This is a genomic window from Dietzia sp. IBK-p2-15D, from assembly GCF_057773105.1.
The window spans coordinates 428,693-443,860 of record NZ_JBYMTK010000002.1 but is presented as its reverse complement, the minus strand read 5'-3'; the positions used below and the strand labels follow the sequence as shown (position 1 = coordinate 443,860).

The window sequence follows — 15,168 nt, the reverse complement described above, 5'->3', positions numbered from 1 at the left end:
GACCGGGGCCCTGTCGAAATGGGTCGAAATGGGATGCGGACCGGTCCCCACCACTTCCCCGGTGTGCACGCCGCCCCGGGTGGGGGAGGGGTGCACACCTGGTGGGACCCGGTCCGCACGATGTGGTCGGCCGGCGCGCGCCCGGTGATCGGGCGGCGCCGGCCGAGGATCAGGGGTTCGGTTCGACCGTGAGCTCCCGCGTCGCCGGGTCGTAGACCAGCGTGCCGCCGACGAACCGCTGGGCGACCGTTCCGTCGGCGCGCTCGGCCTCCGCGGAGACCGGCAGTCCGAGCGGACCGTGCTCGAAGCCCTGGGCGGCCCACGCGTCACCGATCACGCCCCACACGGGGTGCGTGCCCGTCTCGGGGGAGGAGTACAGCGCGCCGTTCTCGTGCTTGACCAGGGAGACGTCGCCGAAGCGCTGGACTCCGGACAGTGCCTTGCCGAGCGGGCCGGACAGCTTCTGGGCGAGGCCGGAGAAGTCGCGGCTGAGTACGTTCTGCGCCGAGCCCGCGTCGAGGCCGATGGCGTCCTGCACCGACCCCGCGTCGAGCGGGATGTCCGACAGCGACTTGCCGCCGGTGAGGATCCGGGTCAGGGTCGCGGGATCGAGCTTGCCGCCGGTGAGGACGGTCCGCAGTGCGGAGGTCACGGCCTCCTGGACGCTTCCCTGGGTGATGACCGACGGGAGATCCGCGCTACCGGTGCCACCACCCGTGCCACCGCCGTCACCACCCGTGCCACCGCCGTCACCGGTGCCACCGCCCGTGCCCGGGCTGGGGCTCGGCTGGGTCGGGGCCGGGGCGCCGCCCCCGCCGCTCTTGGCGTAGGAGGCCGCGATGTCGCGGATCTGGCCCATCTTGGCGTAACCGGAGTTGCCCGGGCAGGACGTGAGGCCGACGTCGCGGTGGGCGAAGATGTTGGGCAGCCGGACGGCGGTCCCGTACGAGTACTTGGCGTACGAGGTGCCCTCGGAGTAGTGGGTGTCGGTGCCCTTGGGGTCGACGCCGGCGACGGACAGGCGCCAGCCGATGATCTCGCCGACCTTGCGAACGGTGGCGTCCGACGGGGAGACGGTCGAGTAGTCGCCCATCATCGAGATGCCCCAGGTGTTGCCGTTGAAGCCGCCGGCGTGGGCGCCCTGGACGTTGCGGCTGAGTCCTCCGTGGCGGCCCTCGAAGGCCTGGCCGTACTTGTCGACCAGCACGTTGTATCCGACGTCGCACCAGCCGAGCGTGCGTGCGTGGTACGTGTAGATGCCGCGCATGACGCTGGCCGACCCCTCGCGGGAGTAGTTGTTGCTGCCCGCCGTGTGGTGCACGACCGCCGCGGCGAGGGTGGGGTCGTAGCTCGCGCTGCGGCAGCGGATCGACTCGTCGGCGCCCCAGCCGGAGCGGGAGATGATCGACGGCTGCCTGGCCGCGATGTCCCCGTGCGTGCCGCTGCCGCCGGAGGCGGTGATGTCGGCGAACGCCTCGGGATCGGGCGTCGGGGTGTCGTCGGGGGAGAGCAGGACGGCCTTGACCGAGGCGGGTTCGATCGAATCGGTGCTGCCCGAGCCGGCGCCGAGGCCCGAGGTCTCGGCCACGGGCTTGATGTCCGCGTAGCGGGTCGGCACCGGCGGGGTGCCGGCGGCGGCCGGCCGGGCCGGCTCGGACGTCGGGCCGGCGGGAGCAGAAGTCCGGGGAGCGGCGGGTTCGGCCGCGCGGGTGGCCGCGACGTCCGCGTCAGGGGCGGCGGAATCAGCGGCGCCGGTATCAGCGGCGGCGGGAGCGGCGTCTTCGGTGGGCTCTGTGGGAGCCGGGGCGGCCTCGTCGTCGGGGACGGTGACCTCGGGCGCGTCGGCCAGCGAGGAGTCGGCGAGGTCGATCCCGGAGAGCGTGATCTGGACGGCGGTGGTGTCGGTCCCCAGATAGACGGGCTCGGTGCCACCGGTGCCGGTGACGCTCTCGCCCTTGCCGTCGGTGGACTCGGCCTCGTACCAGGGGCCCCACGAGCCGTCGGGGTTCTGGGCGCGCAGGGTGGCGACGGCGGCCGGGTTGTGCCCCTTCCACGTGACGCCGGCCATCGAGAACGGTGTGTCGGAGGTGACCTGGCGGACCGTGGTGCCGCCGGAGGCGATGTCGGTCTCCACGCCGACGGCCGGAGGCGCCTCGGCCAGCGGGACCTCGGTCTCGGCGGTGGGCAGGGCGCTGCCCGCAGTGGTGGCGATGTCGTCGCCGGACTGGACGACCTGGTCCGCCCCGTGCACGGCGAGGGGCGTGACGACGGACGCCGCGACCGCCACCGCCAGGGCGAGGGTCCGGCGTCGACCACTGACGTACAGGGGGCGGCGTCGTGTTCTCAAGGGCTTCTCCAGATCAGATGTCTGTGTCCCGAAGCTGCTCACCTGCGGGGCACAACTGCCCGGAGGCCGCACCGGAGCGCGACCACTGGGACGAATGTGACGAACGGGGTCAATGTTATCCAAGAAACTCGTGAAACCAAGTGATAAAGACGTGAATCTTGGGACTACAGGGATGTAGTTTCGAACCGGCGTACGACGGCGCCGACGCCCCACCTGCACCGTGGGCCACCGCGGTCGTCTCGAGAAGTCGTCCACCTCGTCGTCGTCGGCGTGCCCTGAACCCACCCCCGACCCGCCGGATACCCTGGGACCCGCACCCGCGCCGACCGGCGCGCGGTCAGGCGAGCGGCCGGCGGACGCACTACCCGGCGGACACCGCGGCGACGTACTACGGAAAGGCCCGACGGTTATGGCAGGCGAACGGCAGTGGGACACCTACGACCTCATCGTGGTGGGGTCGGGCTTCTACGGCCTGACCGTCGCCGAGCGGGCGGCGACCGAGCTCGGCAAGCGCGTCCTGGTGCTCGATCGGCGCCACCACATCGGCGGTAACGCCTACTCCGAGCCCGAGCCGGAGACCGGCATCGAGATCCACAAGTACGGCGCGCACTTGTTCCACACCTCCAACGAGCGGGTGTGGGAGTACGTCAACCGCTTCACCGACTTCACCGGGTACCAGCACCGCGTGTTCGCCATGCACAAGGGCACGGCGTACCAGTTCCCCATGGGCCTGGGCCTGATCAACCAGTTCTTCGGCCGCTACTACTCGCCGGACGAGGCGCGCGCGCTCATCGCCGAGCAGGCCGCCGAGTTCTCCGCCGAGGACGCGGCCAACTTCGAGGAGAAGGCCATCTCCCTGATCGGCCGCCCGCTGTACGAGGCGTTCATCAAGGACTACACGGCCAAGCAGTGGCAGACCGACCCCAAGAACCTGCCCGCCGGCAACATCACCCGCCTGCCCGTGCGGTACACGTTCGACAACCGCTACTTCAACGACACCCACGAGGGCCTGCCCGTCGACGGCTACACCGCGTGGCTGGAGAACATGGCCGCGGACGACAAGATCGACGTGGTGCTGGACACCGACTGGTTCGACGTCCGCGAGGCCGTCCGCGCCGCGAGCCCCGACGCGCCGGTCGTCTACACCGGCCCGCTGGACCGTTACTTCGACTACGCCGACGGCGAGCTGGGCTGGCGCACCCTGGACTTCGAGACCGAGGTCCTGCCCACCGGCGATTTCCAGGGCACTCCGGTGATGAACTACAACGACGCGGAATACGACTACACCCGCATCCACGAGTTCCGTCACTTCCACCCCGAGCGCAAGAACTACCCCACCGACAAGACGGTGATCATGCGCGAGTACAGCCGCTTCGCCGAGCGCGACGACGAGCCGTACTACCCGATCAACGAGTCCACCGACCGTGAGCGGCTGGCCGCCTACCGCGAGCGGGCCAAGGCCGAGACCGCCGCCAACAAGGTGCTCTTCGGCGGCCGGCTGGGCACCTACCAGTACCTCGATATGCACATGGCGATCGCCTCGGCGCTGACGATGTTCGACAACACCCTGGCGCCGCACCTGCGGGACGGCGCCGCGCTGGCCGAAGGCTGAGCCTGCTCGCCGCGGCGCCGGGCCCGCACCGCGTGCCTCACCCCCAGAATCCGCTACTCGGAATCGGGATCCGCTACTCCTATCGGGATAGCGGATCCCCAGTCGGGGTAGCGGATTCGGCGGTGGTGCTGCCGGCCGGGGCGACGAGCCCGCGCACGACCGCGTCGCGCTGGGCGATGTGCACCAGCGTGGGCTTGGCCTCGCCGAGGTGCTCGAGCACCGGGGTGACCGAGGTCCAGAAGCGGCTCAGCGAGCTCAGCCCCTCGTTCTCGGCCAGGGCCTGGGCGCGCTCGGCGCGGGTGTCGTCGGCCCGGGTCGGGTGGAGGGCCGCGCGCTTGCCCTCGATCCGGTCGTCCTTGCGCTGGGAGATCACGTAGCCCAGCGCGAACGCCACACTCCGTGGCATCCGACCGGACAGCAGGACCTGCGCCTCCGGGTAGTCGTCGAGGACCTGTTCGACCGCGCCGGACAGTTCCTCGACGAGCCGAGCGAAGGCCCGCCGGTCTATCTGTCGCCCGCTCGCGCCCGGGTACCACCGTCCGGCGGGGAGCGTCCATGGGACCAGGGTCTGGGCTGCTCCCGGGCCGGCGTCGCCCGTGCGGTCACCGTCCGTGCCGGTGGCGGGTCCGCCGTCGGTGGGGCCGACGACGACGACGAGGTCCGCCGCCTCCCGCAGTGGATGGCCCGCGTCCACCTCGGACACCGGACCGCCCCCGTCCAGCTGGAGTGAGAGCCAGACCCTCTGCACGGAGGTCCGGTCGGCCCGCGCCGCGGTCGCCGACCCGGTGGGGAGGGTGACCATCGAGAGTTCGGCTCCGGGTTGGCTGCGGCGGGACCGCCACCGGCGCTCGGCCCACATGTCGTCGCCGTCGTCGAAGTACACCGTCCGCACGCCCGTGTCGCCGCCGGGCAGGCGACGCCTGCGGGCCTCGACCGGCAGTTCGGCGAGATGGGTGCGCTCGCGCAGGAGGACGTCGTATCCGACCGCCAGCGCCGCCGGGAACGCGAGGTTGGGGGCCAGGACGAAGCCTGTCGCGTCGTCGTCGTCGTTCATCGCCCGCTCGAGCTCGTCGGAGACGTGGTCGACCTCGCGGCGCAGGTCCACCACCTCGTTCGCGGTGCCGAACCACCCGGTGGCCGAACGGAAGCCCAGGCTGCGGGCGTTGGCCACGTCCACCGCGGCGCGCATCCGGTCCGCGCTCTCGGCCGGCAGCAGGCGCAGGTAGTACAGGGTGCCGTTGTGGGCGAGCAGCCATGCCCGCAGGGCCATCGCCACGACGAGCACGACGAGGGTGCCGATGAACCAGCCCAGCCGGGACGGCGACGTGCAGGCCTCGGACCACAGGTCCGGCACGGAGGAGATCGTGCACGAGGCGTCTCGGGTGATGAGGTCCTCCGCGACGAGGCCGCCGAACGCGGTCGTCAGGGCGACGGTGAGGGCGATGAGCGTTTCCAGGACGAACACCCGGTCGAGACTATCGCCGATCGGTGTCGCCGCCACCGACCACCTGCGGCACTAGGCTCGGGTCATGACACGGACGACGACCGCCCCGGCCCTGCGCCTGCTCGTGGTGCTCGCCGGCGTCGCGGCCCTGCTGCTCCTGCTGTTCCCGCTCGCGCCGGCCCGCGCGCAGGCGCCGGCCCCCGCCCCCGCCCCCGCGCCGGCCCCGGCGCAGGCGGTCGAGGTCGGCATCACCGACCGGGCCGGGGTGCTCTCACCCGGGGACCAGGATCTGCTCCGCACCGAGACCGGGCGCATCGCGTTCCCGCCGCAGGTGGCGCACGTCGAGTACCTGGTCTTCGACGACGACGGCGACAACCTCAACGACACCACCGAGCGCTTCGCCCAGGCCGAGCGACCGGACCTGGTGGCGGAGGACAGGGAGAAGTGGGCGCCGGGGACCCTGATCGTGGCCAACGACACGGAGGCGCGTGACGTCGGCATCTACTGCGGTGACGACGTGTGCGCCGCGCTCGACCTCTTCGAGGGCGGTCACCTCGACGGGTCACTCGAGGCGATGAAGGACCCGATGCGGCGCGAGAACCACGCGGTCGGGCTGCTGGCGGGTGCGCAGGCGGCGGCCGATCCCGCGGTGCAGGCGCCGGAGCCCGAGCCCGCGCCGGCGTGGCTGCCGTGGGCGTTCGCCGGGGCCGGGGTGGTCGTCGCGGGCGCGGTCGGCGCCGGGGTCGCGGCGAGCCGCAAGAAGAAGGCGACGACGGCGAGGGAGCGCTACGACCGGGTCTCCCGCGAATACGGACGGGTCGCGGGGGAGCTCAGCGGGCTGGACATCCGCGCCAACTCACTCACCTCCCCGTTGGCCGATGACGAGCTGCGCTCCCAGTGGGAGGACGTGCGCGGCCGGTTCCTCGCGCTGGACACCGTCATGGGCCGGATCGGAGACCTGCGGCCCGATTCGACGGACGCCGAGTTCCGCGCCAAGGCCGGTGACATCGACACCGCCCACACCACTGTCGACCAGATGATCACGGCGGAACAGAACATCGACCAGCTCTTCCGCATGGAGCAGGGGGACGCCGACGTACGCCGCCGCCAGCTCGGGGAGCTGCACGAGGACATGCTCGCCGCGGCGCTGGGGACGCAGGACGAGCGACTGGCCGCCGAGGCCCGGGCCCTGGACGCCCGCGCCGACGAGCTGGCCCGGGATCCGCAGGCCCCCGACTTCATGGGCCGCTACGCCCGGCTCGTCGTGGACTACCGGCTCGTCGTGGAGGCGATCCGGGCCCGCGAGATGGCGGACGTCGAGGCGGCGAAGGACGCGGGCGACCGCCACGCGCCCCGGCTGTACGACCGCGACTGGCGGGCCGGCTACGGCTACAACGGCTTCGTTCCGTACTACGTGGTCTCCAGCTGGCACGCGCACGACGTGCAGGCGGCGCAGTCGGCCAGCTCCACCACCACCGGCTACTCGAACGCGTCGTTCTCCGGCGGCGGAGGATCGAGCGGGTACTAGAGCCTCGGCACCGCCCGCCCGGCCCGGGTCGGCTCAGCCCTCGACGATCTCCACGGACTCGATCGTGTGCAGCGTCTGCGGCCGGCCCTGCGGGCTGCCGTCGTCCTCGATCGCGGTGACAGCGTCCATCCCGTCGGTGACGGTGCCGAAGAGGCTGTAGTCCGGCGGCAGGGAGACGCCGGAGTCGCCGGTGACGATGAAGAACTGGGAGCCGTTGGTGTCCGGTCCGGCGTTGGCCATGGCCAACGACCCGATCTCGTACTCGCCGGACTCGGGCAGCTCGTCGGCGAACTCGTATCCCGGGCCGCCGCTGCCGGTGCCCTGCGGGTCGCCGCCCTGGATCATGAAGCCGGGGATGACACGGTGGAACGTGACTCCCTCGTAGTACTTGTTGCGGGCCAGGAACACGAAGTTGTTCACCGTCTCCGGGGCCTTCTCCTCGAGCAGGTCCACGGTGACGGGGCCGGCGTCGGTGGTGATGACGGCGGAGTAGTCGACGCCGTCGGTCAGGCACATCGGCGGGGCCGCTTCGAACGAGGTGGTGCGCTCCGCTGCGCCCTCGGCGGGCGGGCACTCGACAGCGCCCCCGGTGGACCCGCCGGACTCGCGGCCCTCGGACTGGGACGCCGCGGTCGCCCCGGTGGTCGCCGCGTCGTCGGACGGGGCGTCATCGGAGCCGCACCCGGCGAGCGCGAGGGGCGTGGCGAGGGCGAGCACCCCCAGGGCGGTGCGGACGGTCGGGCGGCGGCGGGCGGATCCGGTGAGGTGCATGGGACGAACCTACTTCTTCCGCCGGCCCGGGTGGGCCGCGGCGCGTGCTGGACTGGGCATCACGCCCCTGACGGGTACGATCGACCCGGCTTTCCTGCCCGCCGTGCGGGCAGGGCGAGGCGCAGCAAGGCTGATGAGGGCGGCCCCCGGCCGTCGGGACGGGGACTGGCACACATGGAACACCACGGCCACCACGAACTGATCGACGAGATCGAGCGGTCGGTCGTCGCGCTCTCCGCTCCACGTGGCCGGGAATGCCTCCAACGCATCATCCTGCCGCGGGCCGGTGAGCCGCTCGACGTGCGCTCGCTCTACCTCGCCGAGGCGCCCACCAACGTCCGGCGCGCGCACTCCTCCGCCCGGACCTCGCTGCGGATCGGGGCCGATTCCGAGGTCTCGTTCGCCACCTACTTCAACGCGTTCGCCGCGGCGTACTGGCGGCGCTGGTCCGTCCTCGGCGAGGTCGTCCTCCGGTTGACGGTGCGCGGTTCCGGTCGCGTGGACCTGTACCGCTCCAAGATCGACGGCTCGCGGATCGCGGTCACCGGTGACGTCGTCGGTGAACCGGGCCGCGCCGACCAGGTGACGACGGTCGAATTCGTCTGCGACCTGGGCCCGTTCGAGGACGGCGGCTGGATCTGGTTCGACCTCACCTCCGACACGGACGTGGAGTTGCTCGCCGGCGGGTGGTACTCCTCGGTCGACGCGCCGTCCACGCGTCCCGACGCCCGCCCGGACGGCACGCCCGACCCGGCGGTGCAGGTGCCCAACGACCGGCGGGTCACCGTCGGCATCCCCACGTTCAACCGGCCCGGCGACGCGGTGGCCGCGCTGCGGGCACTGACCTCCGATCCCGAGGTCGACGCCGTGATCGACGCCGTCCTCATGCCCGACCAGGGCGACCGCAAGGTCCGCGACGAGCCCGGGTTCGCGGAGGCGGCGGAGTTCCTCGGGGACCGACTCCACATCTTCGACCAGCCCAACCTCGGCGGCTCGGGCGGCTACAGCCGCATCATGTACGAGGCGCGCAGGCTGACCGATTCCCCGTACATCCTGTACATGGACGACGACATCGAGATCGAGCCCGACTCGATCCTGCGGGCCCTGGCGTTCGGACGCTTCTCCACCGTCCCGATGCTGGTCGGCGGGCAGATGCTCAACCTGCAGGAACGCAGCCACCTGCACACCATGGGCGAGGTGGTGGGCGCGCACGACTTCATGTGGACCGCCGCCCCGCACGCGGACTACGACTACGACTTCTCGCGCTACCAGTTGACGGACCGCGAGAACCCCAAGCCGCTGCACCGCCGCATCGACGTGGACTACAACGGCTGGTGGATGTGCCTCATCCCGCGCGTGGTCGCCGAGAAGATCGGGCAGCCGCTCCCGCTGTTCATCAAGTGGGACGACGCCGAATACGGGCTGCGCGCCCGGCAGGCCGGACACCCCACCGTCACCATGCCCGGCGTGGCGATCTGGCACATGGCGTGGTCGGACAAGGACGACGCGATCGACTGGCAGGCCTACTTCCACCTCCGCAACCGCCTGGTGGTGGCGTCGATGTACCACGACGGCGACCACAGGGGAATCATGCAGTCCAGCCTCAAGGCGCTGGTCAAGCACCTGGTGTGCCTCGAGTACTCGACGGTCGCCATCCAGATCGAGGCCATCCGCGACTTCCTCAAGGGGCCGGAGGCCCTGTACGAACTGCTGCCCACCGCGCTGCCCAAGGTGCGCGCGATGCGGGCGGAGTTCCCCGACGCGGTGGTCATCCCGTCGGCCGTCGACCTGCCCGCACCGTCGGGTGGCCCGGCCGGCATCCACTCCGAGCCCCGCGGCCCGGTCCGCAAGGCGGTGGCGCTGGCGCGGGGCCTTGCCCACACCCTGAGCAGGGACGACAAGACGCACCACGAGGTGCCGCAGGCCAACTTCCCGCCGATCGAGGCCCGCTGGTACTCGCTCAGCAGGGTCGACGGCGCGACCGTCACCACCGCCGACGGTCGCGGGGTCGTCTACCGCAAGCGCGACCGCGACCTCGCCGCCGCCCTGTTCAAGGAGTCGGCCGCCGTGCACCGTGAGCTGTTCCGCCGATTCCCGGAGATGCGCCGCCGCTACCGCGACGCCCACGCCGATCTCGTGACCAAGGAGGCCTGGGGCCGTGTCTTCGAATCCTGATCCGGTGGTGTCCGATCCCGCCGTGGAGATCCCCGTACCGACCGGCGAGGTCCGGTTGCTGGCGGCGATCCAGCGTCAGCTGTTGGCCGTGCCCGGATCACGGGAGGCGGCCGTGACACTGTCGCATGTCGGGGAGCACGCCCTGGGGTGGATGGCGGTCGCGGCCGCGGGGATGGCCGTCGATCCGGCCCGCCGCGGTCGGTGGGCGATGGTCGGCGTCGGCAGCTTCGGCGCCCATGCCACGTCCGTCGTCGTCAAGCGCGTCATCCGACGGCGGCGACCGGACCACCCCGCGGTGACCGTCGGCGTCGGTACCCCCTCCAAGCTCAGTTTCCCGTCGTCCCACGCCACGTCGACCACCGCGTTCGCGCTGCTCGCGGGGTCGGTGGCCGGGGTCCCGGTGGCGCCGGCGCTCGTGCCGGTCATGCTGGCGTCCAGGTTGGTGCTGGGAGTCCACTACCCTTCGGATGTGTTCGCCGGCGCCGCGGTCGGCGCGGGCTGCGCTGCGCTCACCCGCGCTGTGTGGCCCTCGGCCGCCGTCCAGAGCGTGCTGCCCGAGACACTGCGCGACGGCGCGGCGGGCCCAGGCGTCACCCAGAACCGCGAGGAGAAGCGATGACCGATCAGTCCGGAGCGCCGGTGACCCGGGGCGGGGCAGACCACCACCTCCTCGGCGCCGAACCGCACACCGCCAACGAGATCGACGACATCGCCGAGGCGGAGGAGGATGCCAAGGGCGCGCCGCCCAAGAACCTCCTCGACGGCATGGTCAAGGCGCTCCGGCCGCGTCAGTGGGTCAAGAACGTCCTCGTCATCGCCGCGCCCGCGGCGGCCGGGTCCCAGACCCTCACCGACGGCAGCGTCCTGTTCTCGGTGTTCATCGCGTTCGTGGCGTTCTGCATGGCCGCCTCGAGCGTGTACCTCATCAACGACGCGTTGGACGTCGAGGCCGACCGCGCCCACCCGACCAAGCGGTTCCGCCCCATCGCGGCGGGCGTCCTGCCCGTGGGGTTGGCGTACGGCATGGCGGTGGTGCTCATCATCGCGTCGATCGCCATCTCGGTGCTGCTGGCGCACCCGGCCCTGGCGATCGTCGTGGCCGTGTACATCGTCCTGCAGCTCATGTACTGCTTCGGGCTCAAGCACCAGCCGGTGCTCGACATCGCGTTCGTCTCCTCCGGCTTCCTGCTGCGCGCGGTCGCCGGTGGCGCGGCCGCCGAGGTCGAGATCTCGCAGTGGTTCCTGCTGGTCATGGCGTTCGGTTCGCTGTTCATGGCCGCCGGCAAGCGCTACGCCGAGCTGAGCCTGCACCTGAAGACCGGTGCCAAGATCCGCAAGGCGTTGGAGAGCTACACCCCCACCTACCTGCGGTTCGTCTGGACGCTCTCGGCGACGGTGCTCGTGCTCTGCTACGCCCTGTGGGCGTACGACCGCGGCTCCGACCCGACGCAGCCGAACGGGGCGGCGATCTGGCTGCAGATCTCGATCGTGCCGTTCACCATCGCCGTCCTGCGCTACGCGGTCGACGTCGACGCCGCGCAGGCCGGCGAGCCCGAGGACATCGCCCTCGGCGACCGCGTCCTGCAGGTCCTCGCGGCGCTGTGGGTCCTCACCGTCGTGATCGGCGTCTATATCGTCCCGTCGATCGCCTGAGTCCGGCGGACGGACGATGTCGCAGGTGACGGCGGCGCGCCGGTTCGGGCGCACCGGGACGGTCTTCTGGACCGGGGTCGTGGTGGTGGCGGCGGTCTTCTTCGCCGGCGCCTGGCAGCGCCGGTGGATCGCCGACGACGGCCTCATCGTCCTGCGGACCGTCCGCAACCTCATCGCCGGCAACGGCCCGGTGTTCAACGCGGGGGAGCGGGTCGAGTCCAACACCTCCACGCTGTGGACGTACCTCATCTACGGCGTCCACGAGCTCGTCGGGTACCGGCTCGAACTGGTCGTCCTGGGCGTGGCGCTCACGCTGAGCATGCTCGCGGTGGTGTGCGCGATGCTGGGTACTCGCGTGATGTACCGCGGCACCCGCCGTGCACCGGCCGGTGGGCCGATGGTGCTGCTGCCGTTCGGCGTGCTGGTCTACGTGATGCTGCCCCCGGCCCGCGACTTCGCCACCTCGGGTCTCGAGACGGGCCTGGTCATCTGCTGGATCGGCGCCATGTGGCTGGGGTTGCAGCTGTGGGCCCGCGCGCCCCATCGTGAGGGCCGGTTCGGCCTGCCCGCCCCGGGCACGGCCGCGATCGCCTTCCTCGCCGGGCTCGGCCCCCTGGTGCGTCCCGAGATGGCGCTGGCCGCAGCGGCGTTCCTCGCGTTGATGGCCGTCGCCCACCAGTCGTGGCGTCACCTCGGGTGGTTGGTGGTGCTCGCCGGCACGGTCCCGGTGGTCTACCAGGTCTGGCGGATGTCGTTCTACGCGCTGCCGTACCCGCTCACGGCCGTGGCCAAGGACGCCGGCGGGTCGAAGTGGGACAAGGGCGCCGAGTACCTGTGGAACCTGCTGTCGCCGTACGTCCTGCTGCTGCCGCTGGCCGCCGTGCTCGTCGCGGGAATAGTCGCCCTCTGGGCCCGCCTGGCCCCCCGCAGCGACAATCCGCTACTCCCGCTCCGGATCCGCTATCCGGATTCGGCTAGCGGATCCCGAGGGACGGTAGCGGATCCGCGGGGAGGCGGCGTCGGCGACGGTGGCGGCGACGGTGGGGGCGCCGACGACCACGACGACGACGAGGGCGGTCGCCTGCCGCGGCTGCGCCGCCGGGCCCGCTCCACCCCGGTAGTCACGGTCGTGTTCCTCGTGGTGGCACTGGTGATGCTGCTCTACGTCATCCGCGTCGGCGGCGACTTCATGCACGGCCGTGTGCTGCTGCCGTCCCTGTTCCTGCTCCTCCTGCCGGTCTCGGTGGTGCCCCTCCCCGTCGGTCCCGCCGGCGGGTCCGCGGAGGCCTCGGTGCGCCGGGTGGCGGTCCCGGCGATCGCGGCTGCGTGGCTCGTCGTCGTCGGCTGGGCGGTGACCGTCCAGGTCACCGAGGACCCGTTCCGGGAGGAACCGGAGTCGATCACGTCGGCGGGGATCGTCGACGAGCGCCAGTTCTACATCCAGCGGACCGGACACAGACACCCGTTGCTCGCCGAGGACTATCTGGACTTCCCCCGGATGCGGGCCCTGGTGAACGACGTCACCCGGAACCGGACCGGCGCGGTGTTCCTCCCGGTGCCGGGGTTCCAGGACCGGTGGGACGTGGTGTCCTACGACCGACCGATGCCCGGGTTGGCACCGTTCGAGCTGCCGGAGGAGCCCGTCAAGACGGTGGTGTTCCTCAACCTCGGCATGACCAGCATGAACCTGCCGCTCGACGTGGACGTCTACGACACCGTCGGGCTCGCCTCGCCGCTGGCCGCGCACACGGACCGCATGGAGGACGGCCGGATCGGGCACGACAAGTTCCTGCCGTACGACTGGGTGCTCGCGCGCACCGGCGTCGTGGAGGACCCGGTCAACTTCCCGCGGTGGATCGACGTCAACTGGGTGAACCAGGCCGAGGTCGCGCTCCAGTGCCCCGCCACGCAGGCGCTCATCGAGTCCTACACGGCCCCGTTGACCCTCGAGAGGCGCTGGTCCAACGTGGTGAACGCATTCTCATACGCCGAGTACAGGATCAACAGAATCCCTGCGTACGAGGTGCAGCGGTGCGGGCTGCCGATGCCGGAGGAAGTGGAGAAGTATCAGGGCACTCGGTAGTGTGGCGCACGCTGTTGTCTCGAAACGGTAACAGTCGGGGGTCGAAACGGTCCCCGACCTGTAACACCTGCCCCAAAGTGCGCGACAGTATCGATGAACTCGATGTCGCAGTTCCGGTCCTCCCCTGGTGGGGCCGGTCCGATGAACGTCACCGATGCCCTCCCGGGCACCAGGAACGAACAAAGGAACCAACGAATGTCCCAATCCACCCTCCGGCGCAGGTTCGCCGCCGGGCTCACCGCTCTGGCGACGGCCGCAGGGCTCATCGTCGGGGCCCCGGCACTGGTCGGCGCACAGGCGACCGAGCAGGGCTCGTCGGCCAGCCTCGGGTCCGCGGGCTCGGCTGCCCCGCCGCCCGCCGCCCCCGCGTTCCGGCCGGCCGGAGGTAACGAGGATCCGCTCGGAGACCGCGGCAGGCTCCGGCCCGGATGCTGGTACGACGATCAGGCCCGCTCCTGGGTCCAGTTCTGCAACGTGTGGTCGCCGTCGATGAACCGCGACATCAAGGTGCAGGTCCAGCCGGCCCGCTTCGGCGGCAACGCGGGTCTGTACCTCCTAGACGGCCTGCGTGCGCGCGACGACTGGAACGCGTGGACCCGGGACGCGCAGGCGCACCGCATCTTCCTGCAGGACAACATCACCCTGGTCATGCCGGTCGGCGGCCAGGTGTCCTTCTACTCCGACTGGGACCGGCCGATCAACCTGGGCGGCAACCTGCTCGAGTACAAGTACGAGACGTTCCTGACCAAGGAACTGCCGGACTACCTCGCGGCCCACTTCGGCGTCCGTCGCGACAACAACGCCATCGCGGGACTGTCGATGGGCGGCTCGGCGGCCGCGACACTCGCCGCCAAGCACCCGAACCAGTTCAAGCAGGTCTCGGTGTTCTCCGGCTACATGAACCCGACCGCGCCGGGCATGTACACCATGATCCCGCTGGCGATGTTCGACCAGTGCAAGTGCGACCCGTTCGCCATGTGGGGTCTGCCGGGCTCGCCGAAGTGGGGCGAGCACGACCCGCTGCTCAACGCCGCCAAGCTGCGCGACATCCCGATGTACGTGACCGCCGGGTCCGCGATCCCGGGCCGGTACGACCAGCCCTCCAGCCTGCAGGCCGTGTTCAACACGTTCAACGGCATCATCCTCGAGGGCCTGTCCCGTGGCTCGACGCTGGCGTTCCAGAACACCATGAACGCCGCGCCGAATAAGGCCACGTTCGAGTACCGGACCACCGGCATCCACGGCTGGGGTTACTGGAACGACGACCTCATCGCGGCCCGCTCGGCGCAGATCCTCGACGTGATGGACGCCCACGCGTGGTGATCGCGCAGAGTTAGCCGACGAATCGGACTCCCGTCAGCGAGTCCTCACCCGTCACACCGGGGCCCCGCGCGTAGATTCTCGTGCGGGGCCCCGGTCGCATCTGACCACCGGGTTCGGCCGCGGGAGGGGAACCCGCGGGCGCGCCACGGACCCGGGCTCCGGATACATGTGGCGCGGGTCGTTCTGACGCGCGCCCACTAACTATTCGGCGAGACGACGCGGCAAGGAAGAG

The 15,168-nt window shown here is 71.2% G+C and carries 10 protein-coding genes; 7 read left to right on the top strand and 3 right to left on the bottom strand.

Going from position 1 to position 15,168, the window contains the following annotated elements:
• Positions 1-169: 169 nt before the first annotated feature.
• Complete coding sequence (locus AC3DEV_RS04940) at positions 170-2,347, bottom strand: N-acetylmuramoyl-L-alanine amidase (RefSeq protein ID WP_488371458.1); 2,178 nt, start codon at positions 2,345-2,347, stop codon at positions 170-172.
• A gap of 409 nt (positions 2,348-2,756) precedes the next feature.
• Here AC3DEV_RS04940 and glf point away from each other — a divergent pair, with 409 nt between their 5' ends.
• On the top strand, positions 2,757-3,959 hold the full coding sequence (gene glf / locus AC3DEV_RS04935) for a UDP-galactopyranose mutase (RefSeq protein WP_488371457.1): 1,203 nt from the start codon (positions 2,757-2,759) through the stop codon (positions 3,957-3,959).
• Positions 3,960-4,038: 79 nt separating this feature from the next.
• On the opposite strand, the gene AC3DEV_RS04930 is transcribed toward glf, so the two are convergent.
• Positions 4,039-5,424, bottom strand: a complete 1,386-nt coding sequence (locus tag AC3DEV_RS04930) for a hypothetical protein (RefSeq protein WP_488371456.1) — start codon at positions 5,422-5,424, stop codon at positions 4,039-4,041.
• A 64-nt stretch (positions 5,425-5,488) separates the two neighbouring features.
• On the opposite strand from AC3DEV_RS04930, the gene AC3DEV_RS04925 reads away from it, so the two are divergent.
• Positions 5,489-6,931 carry a DUF5129 domain-containing protein gene (locus AC3DEV_RS04925; protein ID WP_488371455.1) on the top strand — a complete coding sequence of 481 codons (1,443 nt, stop codon included), beginning with the start codon at positions 5,489-5,491 and terminating at the stop codon, positions 6,929-6,931.
• A gap of 33 nt (positions 6,932-6,964) precedes the next feature.
• Here AC3DEV_RS04925 and AC3DEV_RS04920 read toward each other — a convergent pair whose 3' ends face one another.
• Entirely contained in the window at positions 6,965-7,702 is a 738-nt protein-coding gene (locus AC3DEV_RS04920) for a peptidylprolyl isomerase (RefSeq protein WP_488371454.1), read from the bottom strand.
• Between the two features lie 174 nt (positions 7,703-7,876).
• On the opposite strand from AC3DEV_RS04920, the gene AC3DEV_RS04915 reads away from it, so the two are divergent.
• The 5 genes from AC3DEV_RS04915 (at position 7,877) to AC3DEV_RS04895 (ending at position 14,936) form a co-directional block, all read left to right on the top strand.
• Complete coding sequence (locus AC3DEV_RS04915; protein WP_185951029.1) at positions 7,877-9,877, top strand: glycosyltransferase; 2,001 nt, start codon at positions 7,877-7,879, stop codon at positions 9,875-9,877.
• Complete coding sequence (locus AC3DEV_RS04910; RefSeq protein WP_067714827.1) at positions 9,861-10,496, top strand: phosphatase PAP2 family protein; 636 nt, start codon at positions 9,861-9,863, stop codon at positions 10,494-10,496. Before AC3DEV_RS04915 ends, AC3DEV_RS04910 begins: the two co-directional genes overlap by 17 nt.
• Positions 10,493-11,530: a decaprenyl-phosphate phosphoribosyltransferase gene (locus AC3DEV_RS04905; protein WP_067714824.1), complete on the top strand. Its 1,038-nt coding sequence runs from the start codon at positions 10,493-10,495 to the stop codon at positions 11,528-11,530. The genes AC3DEV_RS04910 and AC3DEV_RS04905 overlap by 4 nt, the downstream gene beginning before the upstream one ends.
• A 16-nt stretch (positions 11,531-11,546) precedes the next feature.
• Complete coding sequence (locus AC3DEV_RS04900; protein ID WP_488371453.1) at positions 11,547-13,613, top strand: arabinofuranosyltransferase AftB family protein; 2,067 nt, start codon at positions 11,547-11,549, stop codon at positions 13,611-13,613.
• Positions 13,614-13,808: 195 nt separating this feature from the next.
• A complete protein-coding gene (locus AC3DEV_RS04895; RefSeq protein WP_488371452.1) occupies positions 13,809-14,936 on the top strand; it encodes an alpha/beta hydrolase in 1,128 nt (375 codons plus the stop codon).
• The last annotated feature ends 232 nt before the right edge of the window (positions 14,937-15,168 follow it).